Source organism: Nocardiopsis sp. L17-MgMaSL7, from assembly GCF_003182025.1.
GTDB classification, from domain to species: Bacteria; Actinomycetota; Actinomycetes; order Streptosporangiales; family Streptosporangiaceae; genus Nocardiopsis; species Nocardiopsis prasina.
On the sequence record NZ_QGTF01000003.1, the window covers coordinates 480,947 to 500,032 of the forward strand.

General features: G+C 70.2%; 18 protein-coding genes. 4 read left to right on the top strand and 14 right to left on the bottom strand.

Translation table 11 applies throughout. From position 1 onward, the window contains the following. Nucleotides 1-7: 7 nt before the first annotated feature. Nucleotides 8-754, bottom strand: coding sequence for a YqjF family protein (locus BDW27_RS07425; RefSeq protein WP_233515668.1), 747 nt, complete (start codon nucleotides 752-754; stop codon nucleotides 8-10). Between the two features lie 170 nt (nucleotides 755-924). Between BDW27_RS07425 and BDW27_RS07430 the strand changes: the two genes are divergently transcribed. The 4 genes from BDW27_RS07430 to BDW27_RS07445 are packed head-to-tail and all read left to right on the top strand — an operon-like array spanning nucleotide 925 to nucleotide 3,287. Beyond that, nucleotides 925-1,347 carry a hypothetical protein gene (locus BDW27_RS07430; protein ID WP_146223247.1) on the top strand — a complete coding sequence of 141 codons (423 nt, stop codon included), beginning with the start codon at nucleotides 925-927 and terminating at the stop codon, nucleotides 1,345-1,347. Beyond that, entirely contained in the window at nucleotides 1,344-2,573 is a 1,230-nt protein-coding gene (locus BDW27_RS07435; protein WP_110048740.1) for an NRAMP family divalent metal transporter, read from the top strand. The genes BDW27_RS07430 and BDW27_RS07435 overlap by 4 nt, the downstream gene beginning before the upstream one ends. Before the next feature lies 1 nt (nucleotide 2,574). Continuing rightward, the gene (locus BDW27_RS07440; protein ID WP_110048741.1) at nucleotides 2,575-2,961 is read left to right on the top strand and encodes a hypothetical protein; all 387 of its coding nucleotides are present in this window, start codon (nucleotides 2,575-2,577) and stop codon (nucleotides 2,959-2,961) included. Nucleotides 2,962-2,966: 5 nt separating this feature from the next. Beyond that, complete coding sequence (locus BDW27_RS07445) at nucleotides 2,967-3,287, top strand: PRC-barrel domain-containing protein (protein ID WP_110048742.1); 321 nt, start codon at nucleotides 2,967-2,969, stop codon at nucleotides 3,285-3,287. A gap of 244 nt (nucleotides 3,288-3,531) precedes the next feature. On the opposite strand, the gene BDW27_RS07450 is transcribed toward BDW27_RS07445, so the two are convergent. From BDW27_RS07450 to BDW27_RS07510, 13 genes are all read right to left on the bottom strand, one after another. Further along, on the bottom strand, nucleotides 3,532-5,562 hold the full coding sequence (locus BDW27_RS07450) for a CocE/NonD family hydrolase (RefSeq protein ID WP_110048743.1): 2,031 nt from the start codon (nucleotides 5,560-5,562) through the stop codon (nucleotides 3,532-3,534). Between the two features lie 10 nt (nucleotides 5,563-5,572). Further along, the gene (locus BDW27_RS07455; protein ID WP_110048744.1) at nucleotides 5,573-6,868 is read right to left on the bottom strand and encodes an acetyl-CoA carboxylase biotin carboxylase subunit family protein; all 1,296 of its coding nucleotides are present in this window, start codon (nucleotides 6,866-6,868) and stop codon (nucleotides 5,573-5,575) included. Between the two features lie 106 nt (nucleotides 6,869-6,974). Continuing rightward, complete coding sequence (locus tag BDW27_RS07460; RefSeq protein WP_233515669.1) at nucleotides 6,975-7,883, bottom strand: glycosyltransferase family 2 protein; 909 nt, start codon at nucleotides 7,881-7,883, stop codon at nucleotides 6,975-6,977. Continuing rightward, nucleotides 7,865-8,743, bottom strand: a complete 879-nt coding sequence (locus BDW27_RS07465; RefSeq protein ID WP_110048746.1) for a glycosyltransferase family 2 protein — start codon at nucleotides 8,741-8,743, stop codon at nucleotides 7,865-7,867. The genes BDW27_RS07460 and BDW27_RS07465 overlap by 19 nt, the downstream gene beginning before the upstream one ends. Further along, a complete protein-coding gene (locus tag BDW27_RS07470; RefSeq protein WP_110048747.1) occupies nucleotides 8,691-9,749 on the bottom strand; it encodes an NAD-dependent epimerase/dehydratase family protein in 1,059 nt (352 codons plus the stop codon). Before BDW27_RS07470 ends, BDW27_RS07465 begins: the two co-directional genes overlap by 53 nt. 55 nt (nucleotides 9,750-9,804) lie before the next feature. Next, nucleotides 9,805-10,491 carry an SDR family oxidoreductase gene (locus tag BDW27_RS07475; RefSeq protein ID WP_110048748.1) on the bottom strand — a complete coding sequence of 229 codons (687 nt, stop codon included), beginning with the start codon at nucleotides 10,489-10,491 and terminating at the stop codon, nucleotides 9,805-9,807. 26 nt (nucleotides 10,492-10,517) lie between these two features. Next, complete coding sequence (locus tag BDW27_RS07480) at nucleotides 10,518-11,897, bottom strand: PfkB family carbohydrate kinase (protein WP_110048749.1); 1,380 nt, start codon at nucleotides 11,895-11,897, stop codon at nucleotides 10,518-10,520. Next, nucleotides 11,894-12,487 (bottom strand): SIS domain-containing protein, encoded by a 594-nt coding sequence (locus BDW27_RS07485; RefSeq protein ID WP_110048750.1) that lies wholly within the window; start codon nucleotides 12,485-12,487, stop codon nucleotides 11,894-11,896. The genes BDW27_RS07480 and BDW27_RS07485 overlap by 4 nt, the downstream gene beginning before the upstream one ends. Next, nucleotides 12,487-13,746: a glycosyltransferase gene (locus BDW27_RS07490; RefSeq protein WP_110048751.1), complete on the bottom strand. Its 1,260-nt coding sequence runs from the start codon at nucleotides 13,744-13,746 to the stop codon at nucleotides 12,487-12,489. The genes BDW27_RS07485 and BDW27_RS07490 overlap by 1 nt, the downstream gene beginning before the upstream one ends. Continuing rightward, nucleotides 13,743-14,783 (bottom strand): glycosyltransferase, encoded by a 1,041-nt coding sequence (locus tag BDW27_RS07495; protein ID WP_110048752.1) that lies wholly within the window; start codon nucleotides 14,781-14,783, stop codon nucleotides 13,743-13,745. The genes BDW27_RS07490 and BDW27_RS07495 overlap by 4 nt, the downstream gene beginning before the upstream one ends. Beyond that, nucleotides 14,780-15,790 carry a glycosyltransferase family 9 protein gene (locus tag BDW27_RS07500; protein WP_110048753.1) on the bottom strand — a complete coding sequence of 337 codons (1,011 nt, stop codon included), beginning with the start codon at nucleotides 15,788-15,790 and terminating at the stop codon, nucleotides 14,780-14,782. The genes BDW27_RS07495 and BDW27_RS07500 overlap by 4 nt, the downstream gene beginning before the upstream one ends. Further along, nucleotides 15,787-17,286 carry an HAD-IIIA family hydrolase gene (locus BDW27_RS07505; RefSeq protein WP_110048754.1) on the bottom strand — a complete coding sequence of 500 codons (1,500 nt, stop codon included), beginning with the start codon at nucleotides 17,284-17,286 and terminating at the stop codon, nucleotides 15,787-15,789. The genes BDW27_RS07500 and BDW27_RS07505 overlap by 4 nt, the downstream gene beginning before the upstream one ends. Beyond that, a complete protein-coding gene (locus BDW27_RS07510; protein ID WP_110048755.1) occupies nucleotides 17,283-18,947 on the bottom strand; it encodes a carbamoyltransferase C-terminal domain-containing protein in 1,665 nt (554 codons plus the stop codon). The genes BDW27_RS07505 and BDW27_RS07510 overlap by 4 nt, the downstream gene beginning before the upstream one ends. Nucleotides 18,948-19,086: the final 139 nt, after the last annotated feature.

Consider the following 19,086-nt stretch of genomic DNA (forward strand, 5'->3'; position numbering starts at 1 on the left):
ACTCGTGTCAGCGCACTGGCAGCAGTGACGGTGTCAGCTCGGCGACCGCGCCGGGCGACCACAACGCCGAGGCCACGGGTGTGCGCTGCAGCCGTACCCCGGCGCGAGTCAGGAGGTCTCCCTCGTAGGTCGTGTCGGCCGCACGGTGCAGGATCCAGGGTTCGTGGGCCACTCGCACCCACCGTGTGGCTCCGGCCCAGGAGGTGTGCAGACCCCAGCGGGCGGTCAGGAAGTGCTCCAACGGGGTCGGATCCGTCGGGTGTGCGTCGACCCGCAGGCGCCAACGTCCCCACGCTCCGCGCTGGGGCCATCGGCGTCTGACCGCGCCCGCGCACGGCCCGACGGTGGTCTGTCGGAGACTGGTGTCGGCCCATGTGTAGGGCACCCTGGGCACGGCTCTGGCTGCGAGCACACCGTGGAGCGCGTCGGAGTCCATGGTCAGGAACACCACTCCCCGTCGTCCCTGTCCGTCGACGGAGTACAGACGCACGTTGGCCTCGTCGAAAGCTCCGAGCACGCGCACACCCAGCACACGAGTGGAGGGAGCGTGGAAGGCCACGAGACCCACGTAGGTCGCCCCGTCGATCAGATCGGGCCGGGTTCCGGCGGGAAACAGGTGCGTCACCTCGGCGGGGTCCACCGGCCAGTGCAGGAACACCACCCCCGCCCACTCCTGACACAGCATGGCGGGCCCCGGCAACGGTGGTGCTTCCACCGGGGGCACCCGGTCCGGTCGTTGTTCTTCTACGGCCACCTTGTCCTACTTCCCATGGCGTCGTTCCGCCGGCTGCTCCGCGGCGCGAATCAGGGTGACACTAACAGTGATACGCCCATCGCTTGGAGTAACGTCAGAGGGTGCTCTCTCATCCCATGCCACCCCGGAGCCACTGGGGGGCCGGACCTCGGCCGGCCATCGTCCTGACCGTGTCCCTGCTCCTGTTGACACTGGTCAGCGGCTGCACGGGGCCGACCCCCAGCGACTCCCTGTACCGGGACGCCGCGGAGCAGACCGTCACCGACCTCCTCTCCGCTGTGGGCACGGGGATCATGCTCTCCGAGATCCACCGCCGGGACATGGCCCTGCCTCCCTACACGGAGACCACCGTCGAGGACGCCGAGGACGCCGCCCGCTCCGTCAACGACACCTTCGGCACACGGCAGCCCCCCACGGCCCGAGCCCGGTCGCTACGCTCGGAGCTGGCTCCCCTGTGCGACACGGCGGTGAACGCGCTCGCCGACCTCCGTATCGCCCTGCGTGAGGACGACCAAAACGCCGTGGAAGCGGCGGAGAGATCCCTGCGGAGCGTCTCCCTCGACCTCACCGACCTCCGGGGCCGGCTCTCTTGAGATGGCTGAGCGCCGTGACCCTCGGCCTACTCACCGCCGTGGGCGGATTCCTGGACATCGGTGACCTGGTCGCCAACTCCGTGGTCGGCTCCCGGTTCGGAATGAGCCTCGCTTGGGTCGTCCCTGTGGGAGTCGTCGGCCTCATGGTCTTCACGGAGATGTCCGCCCGGGTCGTCGCAACCACCGGCCGCGGAACCTTCGACCTGGTGCGCGAACGGCTCGGTGCCCGGGTCGGGCTCGCCAACCTGCTGGCCTCCTACCTCATCACGTTGCTGACCCTCTCCGCGCAGATGGGCGGCATCGCCCTGGCGCTCGAACTGGCCAGCGGCATCCACTACCTACTGTGGGTTCCGGTCGTCGGATTCCTCGTCTGGGTCGTGTTGTGGCGTCTGCCCTTCGAGAAAATGGAGAAAACCTACGGTCTCCTCGGGCTGACTCTGATCGTGTTCGCTGTGGCTCTGTGGCAGCTCGGCCCGGGCTGGGGGGCGCTCGTCTCCGACGCGGCCTCCTTCTCGCCACCGCCGAACGAGGGACCAGCCGTGTGGTGGTACTACGCCATCGCCCTGTTCGGTGCCGCGATGACCCCGTACACGGTGCTGTTCTTCTCGTCGGGCGGTGTGGAGGAGAAATGGACACCCGCGGACCTGGCGACGGCCCGGATCAACGCCTTCGTCGGTCTTCCACTGGGAGGGCTGCTCTCCCTCGCCATCATGGGTTGCGCCGCCGTCGTCCTCATGCCGGCCGGAATCCAGGTGTCCGACCTGGGGCAGGTGGCCCTTCCTGTCGTCTCGACCCTTGGCAAGGTGGGCCTCATCGTGGTGATCCTCGGGTTCTTCGCCGCGACGTTCGGCGCCGCTCTGGAGTCGGGGCTGGCCGCTGCCTACGGCGTCACCCAGTACTTCGGCTGGCGTTGGGGGAAGTCACTGCCGCCGGTGCGAGCGCCCTACTTCCATCTGGTCATCATGGTGAGTCTGTTGTGCGGCACCCTCTTCATTCTCACCGGGGTCGACCCGGTGACCGTCACCGAGTACAGCCTCATCTTTTCTGCGGCGGCCCTTCCGTTGACGTACCTGCCGATCCTCGTGGTTGCCAACGACCGGGGATACCTTGGCGAACGGGTGAACTCGCGTTTCACCAACGTCCTGGCCTCGGCCTACCTGGTCCTGGTCTGTGTGGTGTCGGTGGCCGCGATCCCCTTGATGGTCTACACGAAGGCGGGGCAGTGAGATGTCGCGGGACAAGAGCGAGCGGCCCTTCAGGATCGGATTCGCGGTCCTGGACCGCCAGGTCGTCGACCGGCACGGCGAGAACCTGGGCAAGGTCGATGACGTGGTGTTCACCTGGCGGACGGGCGAGGCCCCGATCATGTCCGCTTTGGTCGTCGACGCCGCCTCTCTCGGCGGCAGACTCGCCGGGCGTCTCGGACGATCCTGGGAGGCCGTTCTCCAACGCCTGCGCCCACTGGACCACGCTCCCGCCACGGTCCCACTCGCCGACGTGGAGGAGTTCACACCGACCACGGAGCTGTCCACGGAGGCCCCGCCGGGCGGGCGCCCCGTGGAGGACTGGATCGCCCGCAACGTCATCGCTCGGATTCCGGGGGCCACAAGGTGAGGCGCATGCTCGCGGGAGACCTGCTGGGGGCCCGTGTCGTCGACCGCTCAGGCAAAACCGCGGGTTCGGTCCAGGACGTCGTGGTCCGCCGTGACGACGGGGAGTACCAGGTCCTGGGGCTGGTCCTGGGGCGTTCGGCGCTCGCCGGGCGGCTCGGATTCGGTGACTCCCTGGAACCGCCGACGCCCTGGCGGCACCTGCTGGCGTGGCTACGGCGCCACGAACGCTACGTGAGGTGGGAGGACGTCGTCTCGGTGGAGACGAACCGCGTGGAGATCGGGGTGGACCACGCCTCCCTCCCCCGCCATTGGCATCAGGAAGGCTGAGCCCCCGGGGCACCCTGTCACCTTCCGGGCTCCGAGAGGACCGCTCCCCTGCCGCCGCTCTTCGTCCCACTCCATGGCAGAGCCCCTTCGAGCAGGTGAAGCCACCACAGGCCAGCCGGGCGAGGAGCACGTTTCCCGAGCTGGCTGCCAGTGGAGGTCCTCACACGCCAGGTCCCGACGCCCCTCTCAACGACGGCCGGGTTAGCGCCGGATCGGCGCGGACAGGCGCCCCGGAGGGCACAGCTCAGACGTGGTCACGGGGAACCCGCTCGGTCCACTCACGGGAGAAGACGCGCTCCCCCGACTCGTAGGCGTCGAGGGTCGCGTGCACGCGGAACTCCTCCTCGGTGCACTCCAGGACCGTGTAGGTCTCGGTCCTGGTCCACCACTCGCCCCGACAGAAGCGCATCGTCCACGCCGTCCGGCCGCGGACCGAGGTGAAGTCGTCGCCCAGCGCCTCGTAGACCTCATGGGCCCGCCGGGAGACGTCCAGGTCGATGCCGTCGAAGTGCAGCACCCCGCCGTCCTTCTCGATCTCCAGGGAGAAGCGGTTGTCCGCCAGGTTCCTGCTGACCGTCCACTCGTGTTCTCCGGGGCGTACCCGGGTCGTCGGCAGCGGGGCCACGGACTCCGGTTCGTCGAACACCCTCTCCATCGGCGCGTCCTCCTCCGGAACGCTCCGTACCGGCAGGACGAGGTGGCTGTGCTCCGGGTGGACCGTCAGGAGCACCGGTCGGGGCGGGGGCCAGGCGAGGGGCCAGTAGGAGGTCGACAGCGAAAGCCGCACCCGGTGTCCCGGTGGGAAGGCCTGCGCCACACCGTTCAGAATGACCTCCACGCTGTAGGTCCGACCGGGCACCAAAGGCTCCGGGACATCGTCCCCGTCGCGGTGCGTCAGGTTCAGCAGCCCGTAAGTCACCCGCGTGGCGCTTCCGTCCGGTGCGACGTCGCTCAGCCGAGCGGCGACCATCGCCACTGGTTCGGTGACCGAGAGTTCGAGGACAGCACGTGCCGTCCCCAGGATCTCGCAGCGCTCCTGCAACGGCTCGGAGTCGAAGACCAACGAGCCCCCGTCCTCCTCGCGTTGGTCGGATGGAAGATCGGGCGGTGCGCTGTAGGAGGCCCACTTTCCCGCGAACTGCCCCACTGACAGGGGAGAGCGAACCGTCCGCGCCGTCCCCACCATGTGTCGGTCCTCACCGGGGTGGACGATCCCGTGTTCCGTCAGGGCGAACGTGCGATCCTCCACCCGTGCGCACGGAAAGTCAGCCTCGTGAACCCAGCGCCCGGGCCGCTCCTCATAGGAGGCGGACGGCTCCACGCTCTCCTGCATCCACGCCCACAGGCCGGTCTCTCCGTCGATGCCGTTGTCCGCACCCTTGGTCCAGCGGTCGAGCCACCGGACCACCTCCTGGAGGTAACCGATCGCGGGACCGGGTACGCCCATGTGCGGATACCGGTGGGACCACGGGCCCACCAGTCCCTTGATCGGAACGTCGAGCCGTTCCATGAGTCGGAGGACGGCGTTCGAGTAGCCGTCCGCCCAACCGCTGGTAGCGAGGACCGGGCACTGGACCCGGTCGTAGTCCTCACTGACGGAGGCGTGCCGCCAGTAACCGTCCCTGCGCTGGTGCTGGAGCCACTCGATCACCCAGGGCCGGTTGGCCTCCAGGCGCTTCAACCACATGTCGCGCCAGGCGGGGCCGACCGTCTCCGGGTCTGGCGGGCAGGTGGCGTAGGCGAACGTGGTGCCGGCCTCGGCGAGGTTGTCCGACAGGAGGCATCCGCCCATGTAGTGGAAGTCGTCGGCGTACCGGTCATCGGTGAAGCAGCTGACAGCGATGGTCCGCAGACTCGGCGGCCGCCGCGCCGCGACCTGGAGTGCCGCGAAGCCGCCCCAGGACAGGCCGATCATCGCGGTGTTCCCGTCACACCAGGGTTGGGCGGCCAACCAGGCGAGGACCTCCTCCGCGTCCCGCTGCTCACGGTCGAGGTACTCGTCGGTGAGCACGCCCTCGGAGTCACCGGTGCCCCGAAGGTCGACCCGCGCGCACGCGTACCCGTGTCCGGCGAGGTAGGGGTGGTGCGTGGAATCACGGACCGCGGTCAGGTCGCGCCGACGGTAGGGGATGTACTCCAGAACAGCCGGAACCGGAGCCTCCTTCGCCGTGCTGGGCAGCCAGAGCTTGGCCGCCAGGCGCACGCCGTCGGACATCGGGATCCAGACGTGCTCCTCAATTCGGACCTCGTGGGGCAGGTCGTCGACGAAACGCATGTGTACCTCCTCAGACCCGAGCGGGGCCCTCGGTCGGACCGTCGTCCCGGAACTCGAACCGCAGGGCCTTCACGCAGCGTTCGAACTTGGCCCGAATCTCCAACTCGCCCGCTCCTCCGGTAAGGATCTTGGCGAGCTCGAAGCTGTAGCTGTCCTGGGCCAGCATGTCGGAGAGCCGCTGGCCCTCCTGGGGCACGACCTGGACCTTCACCCCGGGTAGGGAGTCCCCGAGCGCGATCACGTCCTCAGGAGAGGGAACGCGGGCGACCACACCGTCGCGGAACCGCCGCAGGTACCACTCGGCTGCCACCGGGAACACCTCTCCGGTCACGTCAGGAGGGTGCGGATCACGGCCCAGGGCCAGGCGGAGCATGCGCTCGTGGTTGGCCACGCCGTCCACGAACTCGAAGAGCGCGGCGTGGCTCTGGGAATGCCGGGGGTTGATCTCCACGATGCCGAGGAAGTCCAGGATGGGGTCGTAGAAGAACTCGACGCTGAAGGTCGAGTTGTCCAGCCCATGTGCGGCGATGACGCGTTCGGTGGTCTCGACGACACGCCGCTGTACCTCCTCCGGCAGACCCGACGGGTACTGGTGACGCAGGAACGACGGGCTTCCCGGGTAGTCGACCGAGTCGAGCACCCCGTACACGGTGATCTCTCCCTGGTACACACACCCCTCAGCAGCGACCTGTACTCCGTGCAGGGCTCCTTCGGCGAGACAGTGGTGTCGATCGGCCCGTGCGACCTCCGCCGGGAGGTCCACCCGGCTCAGAATTCTTTCGAAGGGGCGACCAAGCCGGTCAACCCCACGACGCAGTCGTTCGACCGCCGCATCGAATTCCTCGTCGTCCTCCACCCGGAACGCCAGTTCGGAGGAGGCCGACTTGATGGGCTTCACCCACAGTGGGTAGTGGAGACCGTGCTCGGGCCGGTCCGCGTCCAGATCGACCAACGCGAAGGGCGGGTGGGCGTCGGTCACGCCCGCTTGGACCCGCCTGCTCCAGTACTTGTGTTCGCACCGGACCACCGACTCCAGGTCCGGTGCGGAGAGACCGCGTTCGGCGCACAGGACCGGCACGAGGAGGGTGATCGGGAAGTCGCGGAACCCGATGATGGCGTCGACAGACCCGTCGAAGCCCTCCAGCACCGCCCGAGCGGCCCTGAGAGTCTCCTCGACATCGATCTCACCGCTCTGGAGTTCCTCGATGCCGAGGAGCTTGTGGAACCGGCACCCCTGGCCGGTCGGAGTCCTATCCAGAAGTTCGCGGTTGCGTTGGTCCAGCCCCATCACGAAGACGTTCTTCATGTCCTCATCTCTCCTTCACACAGCGCGGGAGACGTGTGGGCTCACCCTCGCGGCTACCCGGCTGGTGCCCGCGGTACACGCGAACACCATGAGTCGTGCGCACGGGCTAGTCGACGTAGCGCCTGGCCGCCGACCTGCGTCGGGGCTCGGCGAGCAGGCGCAGCCCGTCCTCCACGTGCGCGGGCACCCGTTCGCGTTCCCGGAGGACCCAGGGAAGCCCCGCCAACGCGTCGATCACCGCCAGGGCACTGGTGAGGTCGGGCGGCACCGACCCCAGGACGGCCCGTGTGTGGGCGAACGCACCGCATGGCGCACGCCGCAACCAGGCGGTCCACAGAGTGTTGCGGATCCCCTGGCGCCTGCGGCGACGCGGTTCCCGAATGACGGAGGCCTCGTGGTGGGCCACCATGGACTCGTTCCAGCACATCCACCATCCGTCGGCCGCCAGGTCCAGCGCCAGGAGTTCTTCCTCCCCTCCCAGCCACAGGCGCGAGGAGAACCCTCCCGCACGCTTGAAGGCCTCCACTCGGAAGACGGTGACCCCGGCGAGGACTCCCAGCAGGGCTGGTCCCGGTAGCCAGACCGGGCACGGCAGCGGAGAGTGGCGCAGTTCCGGTGTGAGCGGGTCCTCCTCGCCCCCGGGCTCGACCAAGAGGCGGGCTGTGATCGCTCCCAGCCGGGGGTGTTCGTCCAGGAGCTGGACCGCGCGTTCCAGCGCACCCGGCTCCCACCAGGTGTCGTCGTCACAGAAGGCGACGTAGGGAGTCGGCAGGGCCTCAACACCGAGGTTACGGCCGATCGCTCCCAGGTTGACGGCCGAGCGGATGAGGTGCACTCCCGGGTGCTCCTTCTCGACGGCCCGCACCGTCCCGTCCGAGGAGGCGTTGTCCACGACCACGATCGGCGGTGACTCCGGCAGTTCCTCCAGGAGGCGCAGGGTTCGTTTCAGCTCCCGTCTGCGGTTGTGGGTGATGACCACGACACCGATCCGCGGGTTCACGTCCGTTCCAGACACGCGAGGTCCTCCTCCACCCGAGCGGGCAGTCGGCTGCGCTCAGTGACGACCATGGGCACCTTGGCCACCGCCAGGCGCAGCGCCCGCCGGGTCTCGGTGTTTCGCACGCCCCGGACCAGGGCACGGGCCGTACGGTCCAAGACCACTATGGGCCTGCGTCGAAGCCACACGGTGAGCAGCGCGTTACGCTGCTCCAGGGTGCGACGCCAACGACCGGGCGGACGCGAGGCGGAGGGCCGGTGGTGGGCGTGCACGTGCGGCAGATGGCATAGTGCCCACCCACGCGCGGCCAGGTCCTGTGCGAGCAGCGCCTCCTCTCCACCGAAGAACAACAGCGACCCGAAGCCTCCCGCCTCGTCGAACGCGGAACGGCGCACCACACTGGCGCAGGCCAGGAAACCCATGGCGCGTGGCCAGGGCAGGTCGGGCGCCGGAGCCAGCGGACTGTGCAGCAGATCCTCGTTGACGGGGTCGGGGCGCTCCTCCTCGCCGACGTAGACGGCCGCGGCGACCAGCCCCAGCCTTGGATGCGCGTCCAGCGCGTCGGCCGCCCGCTCCAACGCCTGCGGATACCACCACGAGTCGTCGTCGCTGAAGGCCACGTAGGGTGTGTTGGTACGGGCCACCCCCGTGTCCCGCGCCGCGCAGCCCGCGTTGTACCCGTTCTCCACCAGGGTGACCTCGGGGAACCGGCTCCGCACTGCTTGCGGCGTCCCGTCCTGCGAGCCGTTGTCCACGACGACCACCGGCGGCGCCGGATCGAGCGAGCGCAGTTCGGTCAGGGTTCGGCACAGTTCCCGGACCCGGTCACGGGTGATCACCACGACCGACACCCTGGACCGCTTCGTGTCCGACTCCATTCTTGCCCTCCTTCCCGAAGTGGCGTGGCCGTCCCTCGCACTCCTCCGTCACCATGTCCGTGTGCTGGGTCATGAAGTGCGCGAGTGTGCGGCGCAGCCCCTCCTCCAGCCGGACCTTCGGGCTCCAGCCCAGCGCCCGTACGGCCCTGGTGATATCGGGCCTGCGGAAGTGCGGGTCGTCCTGGGGACGGTCAACGAAGACGACCTCCGATCCCGACCCGGAGAAGTCGCGGATGAAGCGGGCGAGCGTCAGCACGCTGACCTCCTCCTGGCTGCCGATGTTGACGGGTCCGCACTCTTCGGACTCCGCCAGGCGGAGCAGCCCCTCCACCGTGTCGTCGACGAAGCAGATCGACCGCGTCTGGTGCCCGTCGCCCGTCACTGTGATCGGCCGCCCGGACAGCGCCTGTGTCATGAAGGTCGGGATCATGCGCCCGTCGTCCGGGCGCATCCTGGGTCCGTAACTGTTGAACACCCTGGCGATCCCGACGTCCGTGAGGCCCTCCCGGTGGTGCGCCATCACCAGTGCCTCGGCATACCGTTTTGCCTCGTCGTAGACACTGCGCGGACCGATGGGGTTGACGTGTCCCCAGTAGGTCTCACGTTGGGGGTGCTCGCGGGGGTCGCCGTAGACCTCACTGGTGGAGGCCAAAACGAACCGGGCACCGTGCCTTCTGGCGCAGGCCAGCGCGTTGCGGGTGCCCAGGCTTCCGGCCTCCAGCGTCTGCACCGGCAGCCGTAGGTAGTCCGGCGGTGAGGCGGCGGACGCGAGATGGAACACCGCCGACACCGGTTCGTCGATCGACCACGGCTCCGTGACGTCGACCAGGTTGAGGTGGAACAGCGGGTGGTCCAGCAGATGACGGACATTGTCCGTCCGCCCGGTGGCCAGGTTGTCCAGGCACACCACCCGCCGACCCTGCTCCACCAGGCGTTCGCACAGGTGTGATCCGAGGAATCCGGCGCCGCCCGTCACCAGGACGGCGCCTCGTCCGGAATGCCGCATGTTCGGTTCCTCCTCTGGGTTCGGGCCTCGCGGACCCTGATACGTGTGACGGAGCTCAGGGCCACGAGGTCTCCATGGACGGGCACACGACCATCTCCCGGATCTCGCATCCGCGTGGCTGGCGAAGTGCCATGAGCACGGTCGACGCGACGTCGGCCGGGTCGTTGAGCTTGGCGTCCGGGCCGGGTTTGTACTGCTCGGGGCGGTCGTCGAAGAAGGCGGTCCGCATCCCTCCGGGCACGAGGAGCGTGACGCCGACCGTTCCCGCGAGTTCCGCCGCCAGCGCCCGGGTGAACCCCACCACGCCGAACTTGGAGGCACAGTAGGCGGTGGCGTCGCTGAGCGCCCGGAGCCCCAGGGTGGAGGCACAGTTCACGATCGTGCCCTCACTCGCCCTCAGGTGTGGCAGGGCCGAGCGGGTGACCGCGACCGTTCCCAGGAGGTTGACGGCGACGACGTGCTCCCACTCTTCCGCCGAGACCTCTCCCAACGTCCCGCAGGCGTCCGTCCCGGCCGCGTTGACCACCGCGTCGATTCGCCCGTGTTTCTCGACCACGTGCGACACCGCCCGTTCGACGGCGCGCCGGTCCGAGAGGTCGACCTCCTCGAAGGCCGTACCGTTGCCCGGATGGCGTCGGTCCAGCACCACCGGCGTACCGCCCTGCTCCGAGATGGCCTGTGTGGTGGCGGCGCCGAGTCCGGAGGCTCCGCCGGTGACAATCGTCGTACCGATTTCCCGCATTGTCCTTCTCCTTCCAACGGGTGTGTTCAACTCGTGGGAACGTCCACGCGTTCGCGCATGCGGTCGATGAGCCGGGTGGAGGAACGCCCGGCGAGCAAGGGCACGGTGACGACCTCGCCCCCGGCGCCCCGGACCACGGGTGTCTCCGGCAGGAGGTCGGGCTCGTAGTCTCCTCCCTTGACCCACACGTCCGGCCGCAGCCGTTCGAGGGTCCGGATCGGAGTGCGGTCGTCGAAGAGGACGACCGAATCCACGCAGTCCAGGGCCGACAGCACTCTGATCCGGTCGTGTTGGGGCATGACGGGACGCCCTTCTCCCTTCAGGGCATGGACGGAGGAGTCGTCGTTGAGCAGGACCACCAGGTGGTCCCCGAGCGCGCGGGCGCGTCGGAGCAGGTCCACGTGTCCGGCATGGAGCACGTCGAAGCAGCCGCCGGTGGCCACCACCCGCCCGCCGCCACGGCGGACGGCTTCGGTGACGGGCGAAGGAGCGTGGAGGCCGACGGCGGGCCCACGGCCCGTCTCAGCGGGTGCGTGGCCCCCTGCCGCCCCCCGACCGACGAAGGCGGTGGCCGCCCGGACGCCGGCGCACACCGCCGTGTGCACGTCCGGGTTCGAGGCCAGGGAGACCGTGCAGGCCGCGGCGAAGGCGTCGCCGGCGCCACAGGTGTCCGCGGGCGTGCGCACCGGCGGCGAAGCCGTCCGTCCGCGGGCCCCCCGCCGGTCGGACCACACCGCTCCCCGTTCGCCCAGCGTCACGGTGACCGCGTTCGCACTCCACCGGTCCACGAGAACGCCCGCCCGGTCCGCGGGTGTGTCGGAGGCCCCTGGACCGACCAGGAACGACTCCGACTCGTTCGGGGTGACCAGGTCGGTCCCCGGCACGGGCGGGGCGCCCTTCGGGTGCGGATCCCACACCAGGGGCACGCGCCCCACAACTCGGGCCAGGGCGTCGCGCACGGCCTCCTGACCGGTCATGCCGAGGCCGTAGTCGGAGACCAGGACGGCCGAGGCTTCCCGGATCAGGGCGTGGACGTCGGAGTCGCCACTCCACTCGAAGCCGGGTTCGCAACCCTCGTCCACTCGGGCGACCGTTCCCGCGCCCGTCTGGATGCGCGTCTTGGTCGGGGTGTGTCCACGCGGGGACGGCGTAACGAGGGTCACCTCGGGGCCCAGCCCCCGGGCGACCTCAGCCGCCGCGGAGTCCGTCCCGAGCGCGGTCAGGAGTACCACGTCCACTCCCGCGTGTTCGCTGAGCAGCCGGGCTGTGAGGGCGGCTCCTCCGGGCCGGTGGCGGCGCACGGTGTGCTCCACGACGGGCGCCGACGCGTCCGGGCAGGTCCGGTACGTTTCGCCTCGAAGGTCGACGTCCAACAGTGCGTCGCCGATCACCACGATGGTGCTCATGTCGACGTCCTCCTCGGAACGGGGACCTCCAGGGCCAGGCCGAGCCGCTCCAGCCGGTGGTCCACGGCCGCGCAGAAGACGTGCACGAGGGCCAGGTGAACCTCCTGGATGGTCGACGCGGAGACCGCTGGTACACCCACCGCCTCGTCGCTGAGTACGGACAGGGCGCTGGCCTCCGGGCCGGTCAACGACCATGTCACCACCCCCAGTTCACGGGCTGCTCTGGCCGCTTCGACCACGTTCTCGCTGGCCCCGCTGGTGGACAGGCACACGAGTATGTCGCCCTCAGAGGCGTGGGCGCGCAACTGCCGCGCGAACGAGTACCGGTAGCCGTAGTCGTTGGCGATGGCGGTCAGGCTGGAGGTCTCCGCGTGCAGCGCCAGAGCCGACAAGGGGGCTCGCTCCCTCTCAAAGCGCCCTGTCAGCTCGGCGGTCAGATGTTGCGCCTCAGCGGCGCTGCCTCCGTTCCCACAGGCGAACAGGTGTTTCCCGGACGCCAGGGCGGGCGCCGCTGTGTGCCCCCAGTGCTCGACGCTCTCCACGTCGGTGCGGGTGAGGGCGTCGGAGAGTTCTCGCATGTGTGCGTGCATCACTCCTCGCCTCCCATGACCGTGCCGACCGTTCGTTCCAGGACTTGCGTGCGGGGACGCCTCGGTCGGGGCACGTCCGCGGAAGCCGCCGCGCGGTAGCAGGCCTCTGTGGCACGCGCGACCGCTTCCCACGTGTACCGGTCCTCGACCCTCCGCCTGGACGCCTTTCCGAGGACGTCCCGTGCACGTGGGTCCGCGAGCAGGCACCGCAGGGCCTCCGCCAGTCGCGCCGGACGGCGCGGCGGCACCAACATCCCCGTGTGACCCGGCACGACCGTGTCCCTGTGGCCTCCCACGCGAGAGGCGATCACGGGGACCCCGCAGGCCATCGACTCCAGGGTCGAAATCCCGAACGGCTCATACCAAGGCACGTTGACCGCCACGTCCACCGACCTGATCAGGGCTGGCACGTCGGTGCGGTCGACGCAGCCCAGGAAGCGCACGCGGTCGCGCAGGCTCAGCTGCGCGGCCATCGCTTGCAGACGTGCCGCCTCGGGGTCCTCGGCCAGATCCGCGGGAGGTGGTCCACCGGCCACGAGCAGTTCTGCCTCCGGCACCGACGCCATCGCTCGCATGACCGTGTCGACGCCCTTGCGGGGCACCAGGCGGCCGAGACTGAGAATCCGGGGGCGCCTGTTCCGGTCCAGGACCGGACCGGTCGGCGAAAAGCGTTCCGGGTCGACCCCGCAGGGGACCACCGCCACCCGTTCCGGACCCACACCCCAGGTCAGCAGCTCGTTCCGCTCCTCGTTCGAGGTGGCCACCACCATGGCGCTGGCTCGGGCCACCTGACGTTCGACCCCGCAGCGCTGCGGAGGGCTCGTGTCGGCGGTCCCCTGGAACCGACGCTTCACCGACCCCAGGGCGTGGAAGGTCTGGAACACGGGCACTCCGAAGGCCTCGGCGGCCGGGATGGCCGCGGCTCCGCTCATCCAGAAGTGGGCGTGCACGACGTCCGGTCGCCACCAGGCCCAGGCCCTGCGCAGCCGTCGCCCGAACTCGGGCATGTACGGCGGCAGTTGATCCTTGCTGACCTCGGCGGCCGGTCCGGCCCTGAGGTGTTCGACGGTGACTCCGTCGGCCAGGGGTACTCGGTCGGGGTTCGTGGTGTCCGCGCGACGCGTGTAGACCACCACCTCGTGCCCCAGACCGGCGAGCGCCGTGGCCAGCTCCGCGACGTGGACGTTCTGGCCCCCCGCGTCCTCGCCGGTGATGCACGCCATCGGACTGGCATGCTCCGACACCATAGCGATCCTCATCGTGACACCTCCTCCAACAGTCGCTCCCAGTCGTCAAGAAACCTGGAGAGTCCGTACCGCTCCAGTGCGGCCTGCCTGGCAGCGGTTCCGACCCGTTCGGCGTGTTCGCGGTCCTCCAGGAACGTGAGGAGGGCATCCCGCAGCACACGAGGGTCGGTCGACACCACTCCGGCCTCGGGCGGCACTGCCTCGTAGGCCTCGGTGGCGCCCAGAGCCGCGACAGGAAGACCCAGCATCATGGCCTCGATGAGGGAGAGGCCCAACGAGGTCCATCGCAGAGGATGCAGGTAGGCCCGGCGCCGGGCCAGCTCGTGGTGCATGGCGAGCTGGGGCAGGTCCTCGTGGGCCCGGAGCTCCGACTCCTCCAGGCCCAGCTGCCCGGGGACTCCCGCGACGGCCATCCCGAACAGGTCCAGAGGAACGTGCTCCGCGACTCCCGGCAGCAGGTCGGTGCCAGTGAAGCGCCAGCGACGCAAAGGCTCGTTCAGGACCACCCCGGCGCGCTGGACGTCGCCCGAGTAGAGGTGGCCCGGGTCGGGAACACCGTGCTCGACCACACGAGTGGGAGCGCGTCCGCAGTCCCAGAACAGCTCGTTGAAGTGCGTGACGTGCACCACCGGTATGTCGGACCGGTCAGCCAGAGGGTGCCGCGTGTCGGGCACCGCGCCGCGGGGAGTGTCGTGTTCGACGTAGACGGCGGGTACCTCGTGGCCCGGTGCCCGCCCGAGCCAACGCGCGGACAGCTCCAGCTCGTGGGGCCGCTGCAACACCACCAGGTCGACGTCGGTGTCGAGGAGCTCCTCGGTGGGCACCTCGACGGCGTTGGCGGGCCAGTCCCACGTGCGGGCCCTGCCTCGCCCGTCGGGTCCGCGCTCGGCTTCGAGTGGCAGCAGGCAGGTGTGCCCCGACTGGACGAAGGCCGTCGTCCAGGATCCGTGCACGTGCCACAGCAGAATACGGAGGACCCGCGCCGGGTTCCTCGCCGTCGGGGCCGTCCCCCGCCCCCGTGGGGAGGCCGTGTACGTGTTCGCGGTCATCGTGGACCCTCCAGTTCCTCGATGGCGGTCAGCACGTCCTGTGCGGTGACACCGCGCAGGCACGGGTGGCCCGGGACCGGGCACTGGCGCGCGCGGGTGCCGGCGCAGGGCGCCCCCTGGTCACCGAGGACACGGCGCGCCACCCCGTAGGGCGCCCAGGCCGAGGCGGGCACCACGGGAGCGAAGAGCGACACCACGGGAGTGCGCAGCGCCGCCGCCAGGTGGGCGGGGCCGGTGTTGCCCACCGCCAGGACCCTCGCTCGGCGCAGCACGTCCGCCAGTTCGCCGGTGCTGGTGCGGCCCGCGAGGTTGAGGGCGTGATCCGCCGCCACGGAGGACGCGCTGGCGCCGTCCGAGCCCGTCACCACGACCCGGTGCCCGCGGTCGTGAAGCGCCCGCGCGACCTCGGAGGCCAGAGCCCGGGGAAGTTCGCGTGCTGGCGCGTCCGCCCCCAGATGGACCGCGACGTACCCGTCGGGGCCGGTCATACCGACCGTGTCCGGAAGGGCTTCGGTGAGAGCCAGTCGTCCGTCATCACCGGGTGCGAGCCCGAACCCGGCGGCCTCCGCCAAGGAGAGGGCGCGCTCGGGCTCGGGAATCCCGGGAGCGCTCCGGTGCCGTACGTCCAGGAGGCTCCCCGGGTAATCGTCGCTGATGGCACTGACGCGTCCGACCCCGGCCATCCTGAGTAGCAGGGCCAGGGGCAGAGGTGACTGGTGGTACGAGGTGAGGATGAGGGCCTCCCGCGCACCGGTCTCGGCGATCCGGGAGATCAGGGCGTCCACGTCGGCGCGCTCGACGGCCGGCGGAACGGGATCGATCCACGGGGACCGCCACACGATGGTGCCGTCCACGCCCGGCAGGAGCTGAGCGGCCGCCGCGCCCCTGGGCCCGACCAGCATGACCACCCTTTCGGAGCCGTGCGCAACAGCGCGTACGGCCGGTCCCGACAGCACCACGTCGCCCATGCTGTCCATACGTGCCACGATCACGGTGCCTGCGGTCACGGCCGTACACCCCCCAGGATCCGGGCCACCGCTTGGAAGGGACCGTCCTCCACCTCGGGCGCCGCTCGCAGTTCGGCCGCCCTGGTGCGGGGGGTGGGCACAAGGACGCCTCTGGCCCCCGCCGCCGCTGCCGCCTCCACGTCGGCCCCGATGTCTCCCACGACCGCGCACTCGGCCGGGGAGACCCCCAGCCTCCTGGCTGCGGAGAAGACCATCCCGGGGCGCGGCTTGCGGCAGGCGCAGCCCTCGTCCTCGCGATGGACGCAGACCTCCCACACGTCGACCTCCCCGAGGAGCTCGTCGATCCTGCGGTGGACGGCGGACACGTCGTCCTCGGTGATCAGGCGGCGCCCCACACCGGACTGGTTGGTCACGACCGCCACCGAGAGCCCGTGGCTGCGCGCCAGCTCGATGGCCTTCGCCGCGCCGTCCCGTGGCACCACCAGGTCCGGGTCGCCGTTGTAGGGCACGTCCTGCACCAGGGTGCCGTCGCGGTCGAAGACGATCGCTCTCACGGTCGACCTCCGCTTGGAGCGGGCGTGTCGAAGTTCCCCCGCGCTCCGGTGCCAGACGGCCAATGGCGGGACGAGCGCGCTGGTGAAGGCCATGTCAGCCCATTCGACGGGATCGGCGGGTCCGGGCAGGATCCTGGCCGCCGCGAGACGGGCCGTGCGAGCGGTCCACGCAGCTCCGAGCGCGAGCGCCGTGGATCTGCGTCGGGTGAGGGCGGCGGTGACCGCCAGGACGAGCAGGGAGGTGGTGAGCATGTGGGAACGCAGCGCCCCGGGGACCTCCTTCACGCGTTCACGCCAGCGCGGCCCGTGGAGCCGGCGCATGAGGGCGTTGTCGGAGTTGCCCCGTTGAGCGGCGAGGGAGGCTCCTCGGCGGCCCTTGGCCGCGGGGTGCACGCACACACGGTCTCCCCGAACCAGGCCCAGGCCCGCCTCTTCCAACCTCAGCACGAGGTCCGTGTCCTCCCGGTAGGCCCGGGGGAAACGGGTGTCGAAACCGCCGATGCGTTCCAGGGCGCTCCGGCGCACCGCCAGGTCGGCCGTGATCCACCGGGCCCCCTCCAACGCGATGGTGTTGCGCTCGTTGTCCGTGGGGCGCCGCCCCACGGGACGCGGGACGACGATGCGCCCCTGGCTGCCCGCGACGTTTTGTGGGAGGTCGGCCAGGTCAGCGCAGAGCCGTGCCGACCAGTCGGGTGGCGGCCGTACGTCGTCGTCCAGAAAGACGATCCAGGGGGCCGTGCAGGAGTGCCATCCGGCCTGGCGCGCGGTGGCGGGACCGCGACCGCCGGTTCGCAGGACGCGGACCCCTGGCAGGTGGGTGCCGGGGACCGGGTCGGCCTCCACAGCCGCGGGGCGGTCGTCGACGACGACGATCTCCCTGGGAGCGTTCTCCTCCGAAGGCGCGAGCAGGGATCGCAGGACCTCGGCCAGGCCCGGACGCCCCACGGTCGGGATGACGATCGCGTACTCGGGGCCCCTCATGACCGTGCTCCGTCGGCCCGGGCGCGTCGGACGAGGAAGGGGCCCAGCGCGAGGACGTCCACCGGGGCGGAGCCGAAACACTCCAGGGCGTCACGTGGGGAGTCCACCATCGGCCGTCCCGCCGTGTTCAGGCTCGTGTTGACCAGGACCGGAAGTCCGGTCAGCGCGTCGAACTCGGCGAGCAGCCGCGCGGTGGTCGGGTCGTCCCCGTGCTCCACGGTCTGGACCCTGGCGGTGCCGTCGACGTGGACCACCGCCGGGATCCGGTCGCGCCACTCGGGCGCGACCTCGTGGACGAAGAGCATGTAGGGGCTGGGCAGCGGCCCCTGGGAGAAGATCTCCGGGGCTCGTTCGGCCGACACCATCGGGGCGACGGGGCGGAACTGTTCCCGACCCTTGACCCGGTTGAGCCTCTCGAGGTTCTCCTCCCGGGACGGGTTGGCCAGGAGGGAACGGTGCCCCAGGGCTCGGGGTCCGTACTCCGACCTCCCCTGGAACCACGCGACCAGGGCGTCGTCACTCAGGGCCCGGGCCACCTCCGCGACGAGGTCGTCGGGGCGCTCGTATTCGACGTCGGCGTCGTTGAGGATCTCGCGGAGCTGGTCCTCGTCCCAACTGCGGCCGAGGTCGGCGCCGGGCATGGGTCGGATGGTGTCGCCCAGGTCGGCGGCGACCTGGAGGGCACCGCCCAGGGCGGTGCCGGCGTCGCCCGCAGCGGGTTGGACCCACACCTCGTCGAAAGGTCCCTCGACGGCGATGCGGCTGTTGGCCACGCAGTTCAGGGCCACTCCACCGGCCATCGCCAGACGGCTCAGTCCAGTGCTCTGGTACAGCCACTCGACGAGCTGGAGAAGAACCTCCTCCATCCGGTTCTGCACGCTGGCGGCGAGGTCCGCGTGACGCCGGTCCGGTTCCTCGCCCGGTCGTCGCGCTGGGACCAGCGCTTCCCAGTCCACTCCGGAGGCCACGACGAGCCCGTCACCCAGGTACGCGATCCGGTCCTTGAGGAGTTCGTCGAGGGAGGGTTCGCCGTAGGAGGCGAGGGCCATGATCTTGTACTCGTCGCTGGAGCGCCGGAACCCCAGGTGCTGCGTCAGCTCCTCGTACACCAGGCCCAGGGATTCCGGGAGCGGTTGCCGCGCGAGGATCTCCAGTGCCCCGTCCGCGGTGTACGCACCAGCGAGGTGCGACGTGGTCTCCCCTCGGCCGTCGGCAACCAGGACAGCCGTTCCCTCGGATCCGTTGGAGGGGGGAGGCGCCGCCAGGGCCGCGGAGGCCGCGTGCGCGACGTGGTGCGGCACGTAGACGACGCTGGCCGGGTCCAGGCCCGGGAGGGCCGTGGCCAGGAAGTGCGGCGCGCGCTCGACGTAGATGGACCGCAGACGCTCCCAGACCGGTTCGAGTCCCGGACCCTCGTCGCTCGCGAGTTCGGGGTCGTAGGAGTAGGCGACCGCGTCCAGCTCCGACGGATGGAGTCCGGCATGGTCCAGGCACCAGCGCATGGCCTGCTCGGGCAGCTCCCAGGCGGAGAAGGGGACGGCCTCCTTGCCGTGCTTGCGGCGGGAGAACCTCTCCTCTTCGGCGGCGGCGACGGTTCTGCCGTCGACCACCAGGGCCGCCGCGGGATCGTGGAAGACGGCGTTGACGCCAAGTACCCGCATGGTCCTCCTCCTCACCGTCGGGGTACAACTCGGACACCGAACACAAGCACTCGACTACCTAGCGCGAACCGGTATAAACGTGACCGCCACATCTGATTGACCTGCGACTTCGTTTCCCCCCACGGTCGCGACCGCTTTG

What these genes read in the sequence shown, in the direction of transcription:
- BDW27_RS07440 (WP_110048741.1), top strand. Translation starts at nt 2,575, where the DNA reads ATGTCGCGGGACAAGAGCGAGCGGCCCTTCAGGATCGGATTCGCGGTC.
- BDW27_RS07445 (WP_110048742.1), top strand. Translation starts at nt 2,967, where the DNA reads ATGCTCGCGGGAGACCTGCTGGGGGCCCGTGTCGTCGACCGCTCAGGC.
- BDW27_RS07450 (WP_110048743.1), bottom strand. Translation starts at nt 5,562, where the DNA reads ATGCGTTTCGTCGACGACCTGCCCCACGAGGTCCGAATTGAGGAGCAC.
- BDW27_RS07455 (WP_110048744.1), bottom strand. Translation starts at nt 6,868, where the DNA reads ATGAAGAACGTCTTCGTGATGGGGCTGGACCAACGCAACCGCGAACTT.
- BDW27_RS07465 (WP_110048746.1), bottom strand. Translation starts at nt 8,743, where the DNA reads ATGGAGTCGGACACGAAGCGGTCCAGGGTGTCGGTCGTGGTGATCACC.
- BDW27_RS07470 (WP_110048747.1), bottom strand. Translation starts at nt 9,749, where the DNA reads ATGCGGCATTCCGGACGAGGCGCCGTCCTGGTGACGGGCGGCGCCGGA.
- BDW27_RS07475 (WP_110048748.1), bottom strand. Translation starts at nt 10,491, where the DNA reads ATGCGGGAAATCGGTACGACGATTGTCACCGGCGGAGCCTCCGGACTC.
- BDW27_RS07480 (WP_110048749.1), bottom strand. Translation starts at nt 11,897, where the DNA reads ATGAGCACCATCGTGGTGATCGGCGACGCACTGTTGGACGTCGACCTT.
- BDW27_RS07485 (WP_110048750.1), bottom strand. Translation starts at nt 12,487, where the DNA reads ATGCACGCACACATGCGAGAACTCTCCGACGCCCTCACCCGCACCGAC.
- BDW27_RS07490 (WP_110048751.1), bottom strand. Translation starts at nt 13,746, where the DNA reads ATGAGGATCGCTATGGTGTCGGAGCATGCCAGTCCGATGGCGTGCATC.
- BDW27_RS07495 (WP_110048752.1), bottom strand. Translation starts at nt 14,783, where the DNA reads ATGACCGCGAACACGTACACGGCCTCCCCACGGGGGCGGGGGACGGCC.
- BDW27_RS07505 (WP_110048754.1), bottom strand. Translation starts at nt 17,286, where the DNA reads ATGAGGGGCCCCGAGTACGCGATCGTCATCCCGACCGTGGGGCGTCCG.
- BDW27_RS07510 (WP_110048755.1), bottom strand. Translation starts at nt 18,947, where the DNA reads ATGCGGGTACTTGGCGTCAACGCCGTCTTCCACGATCCCGCGGCGGCC.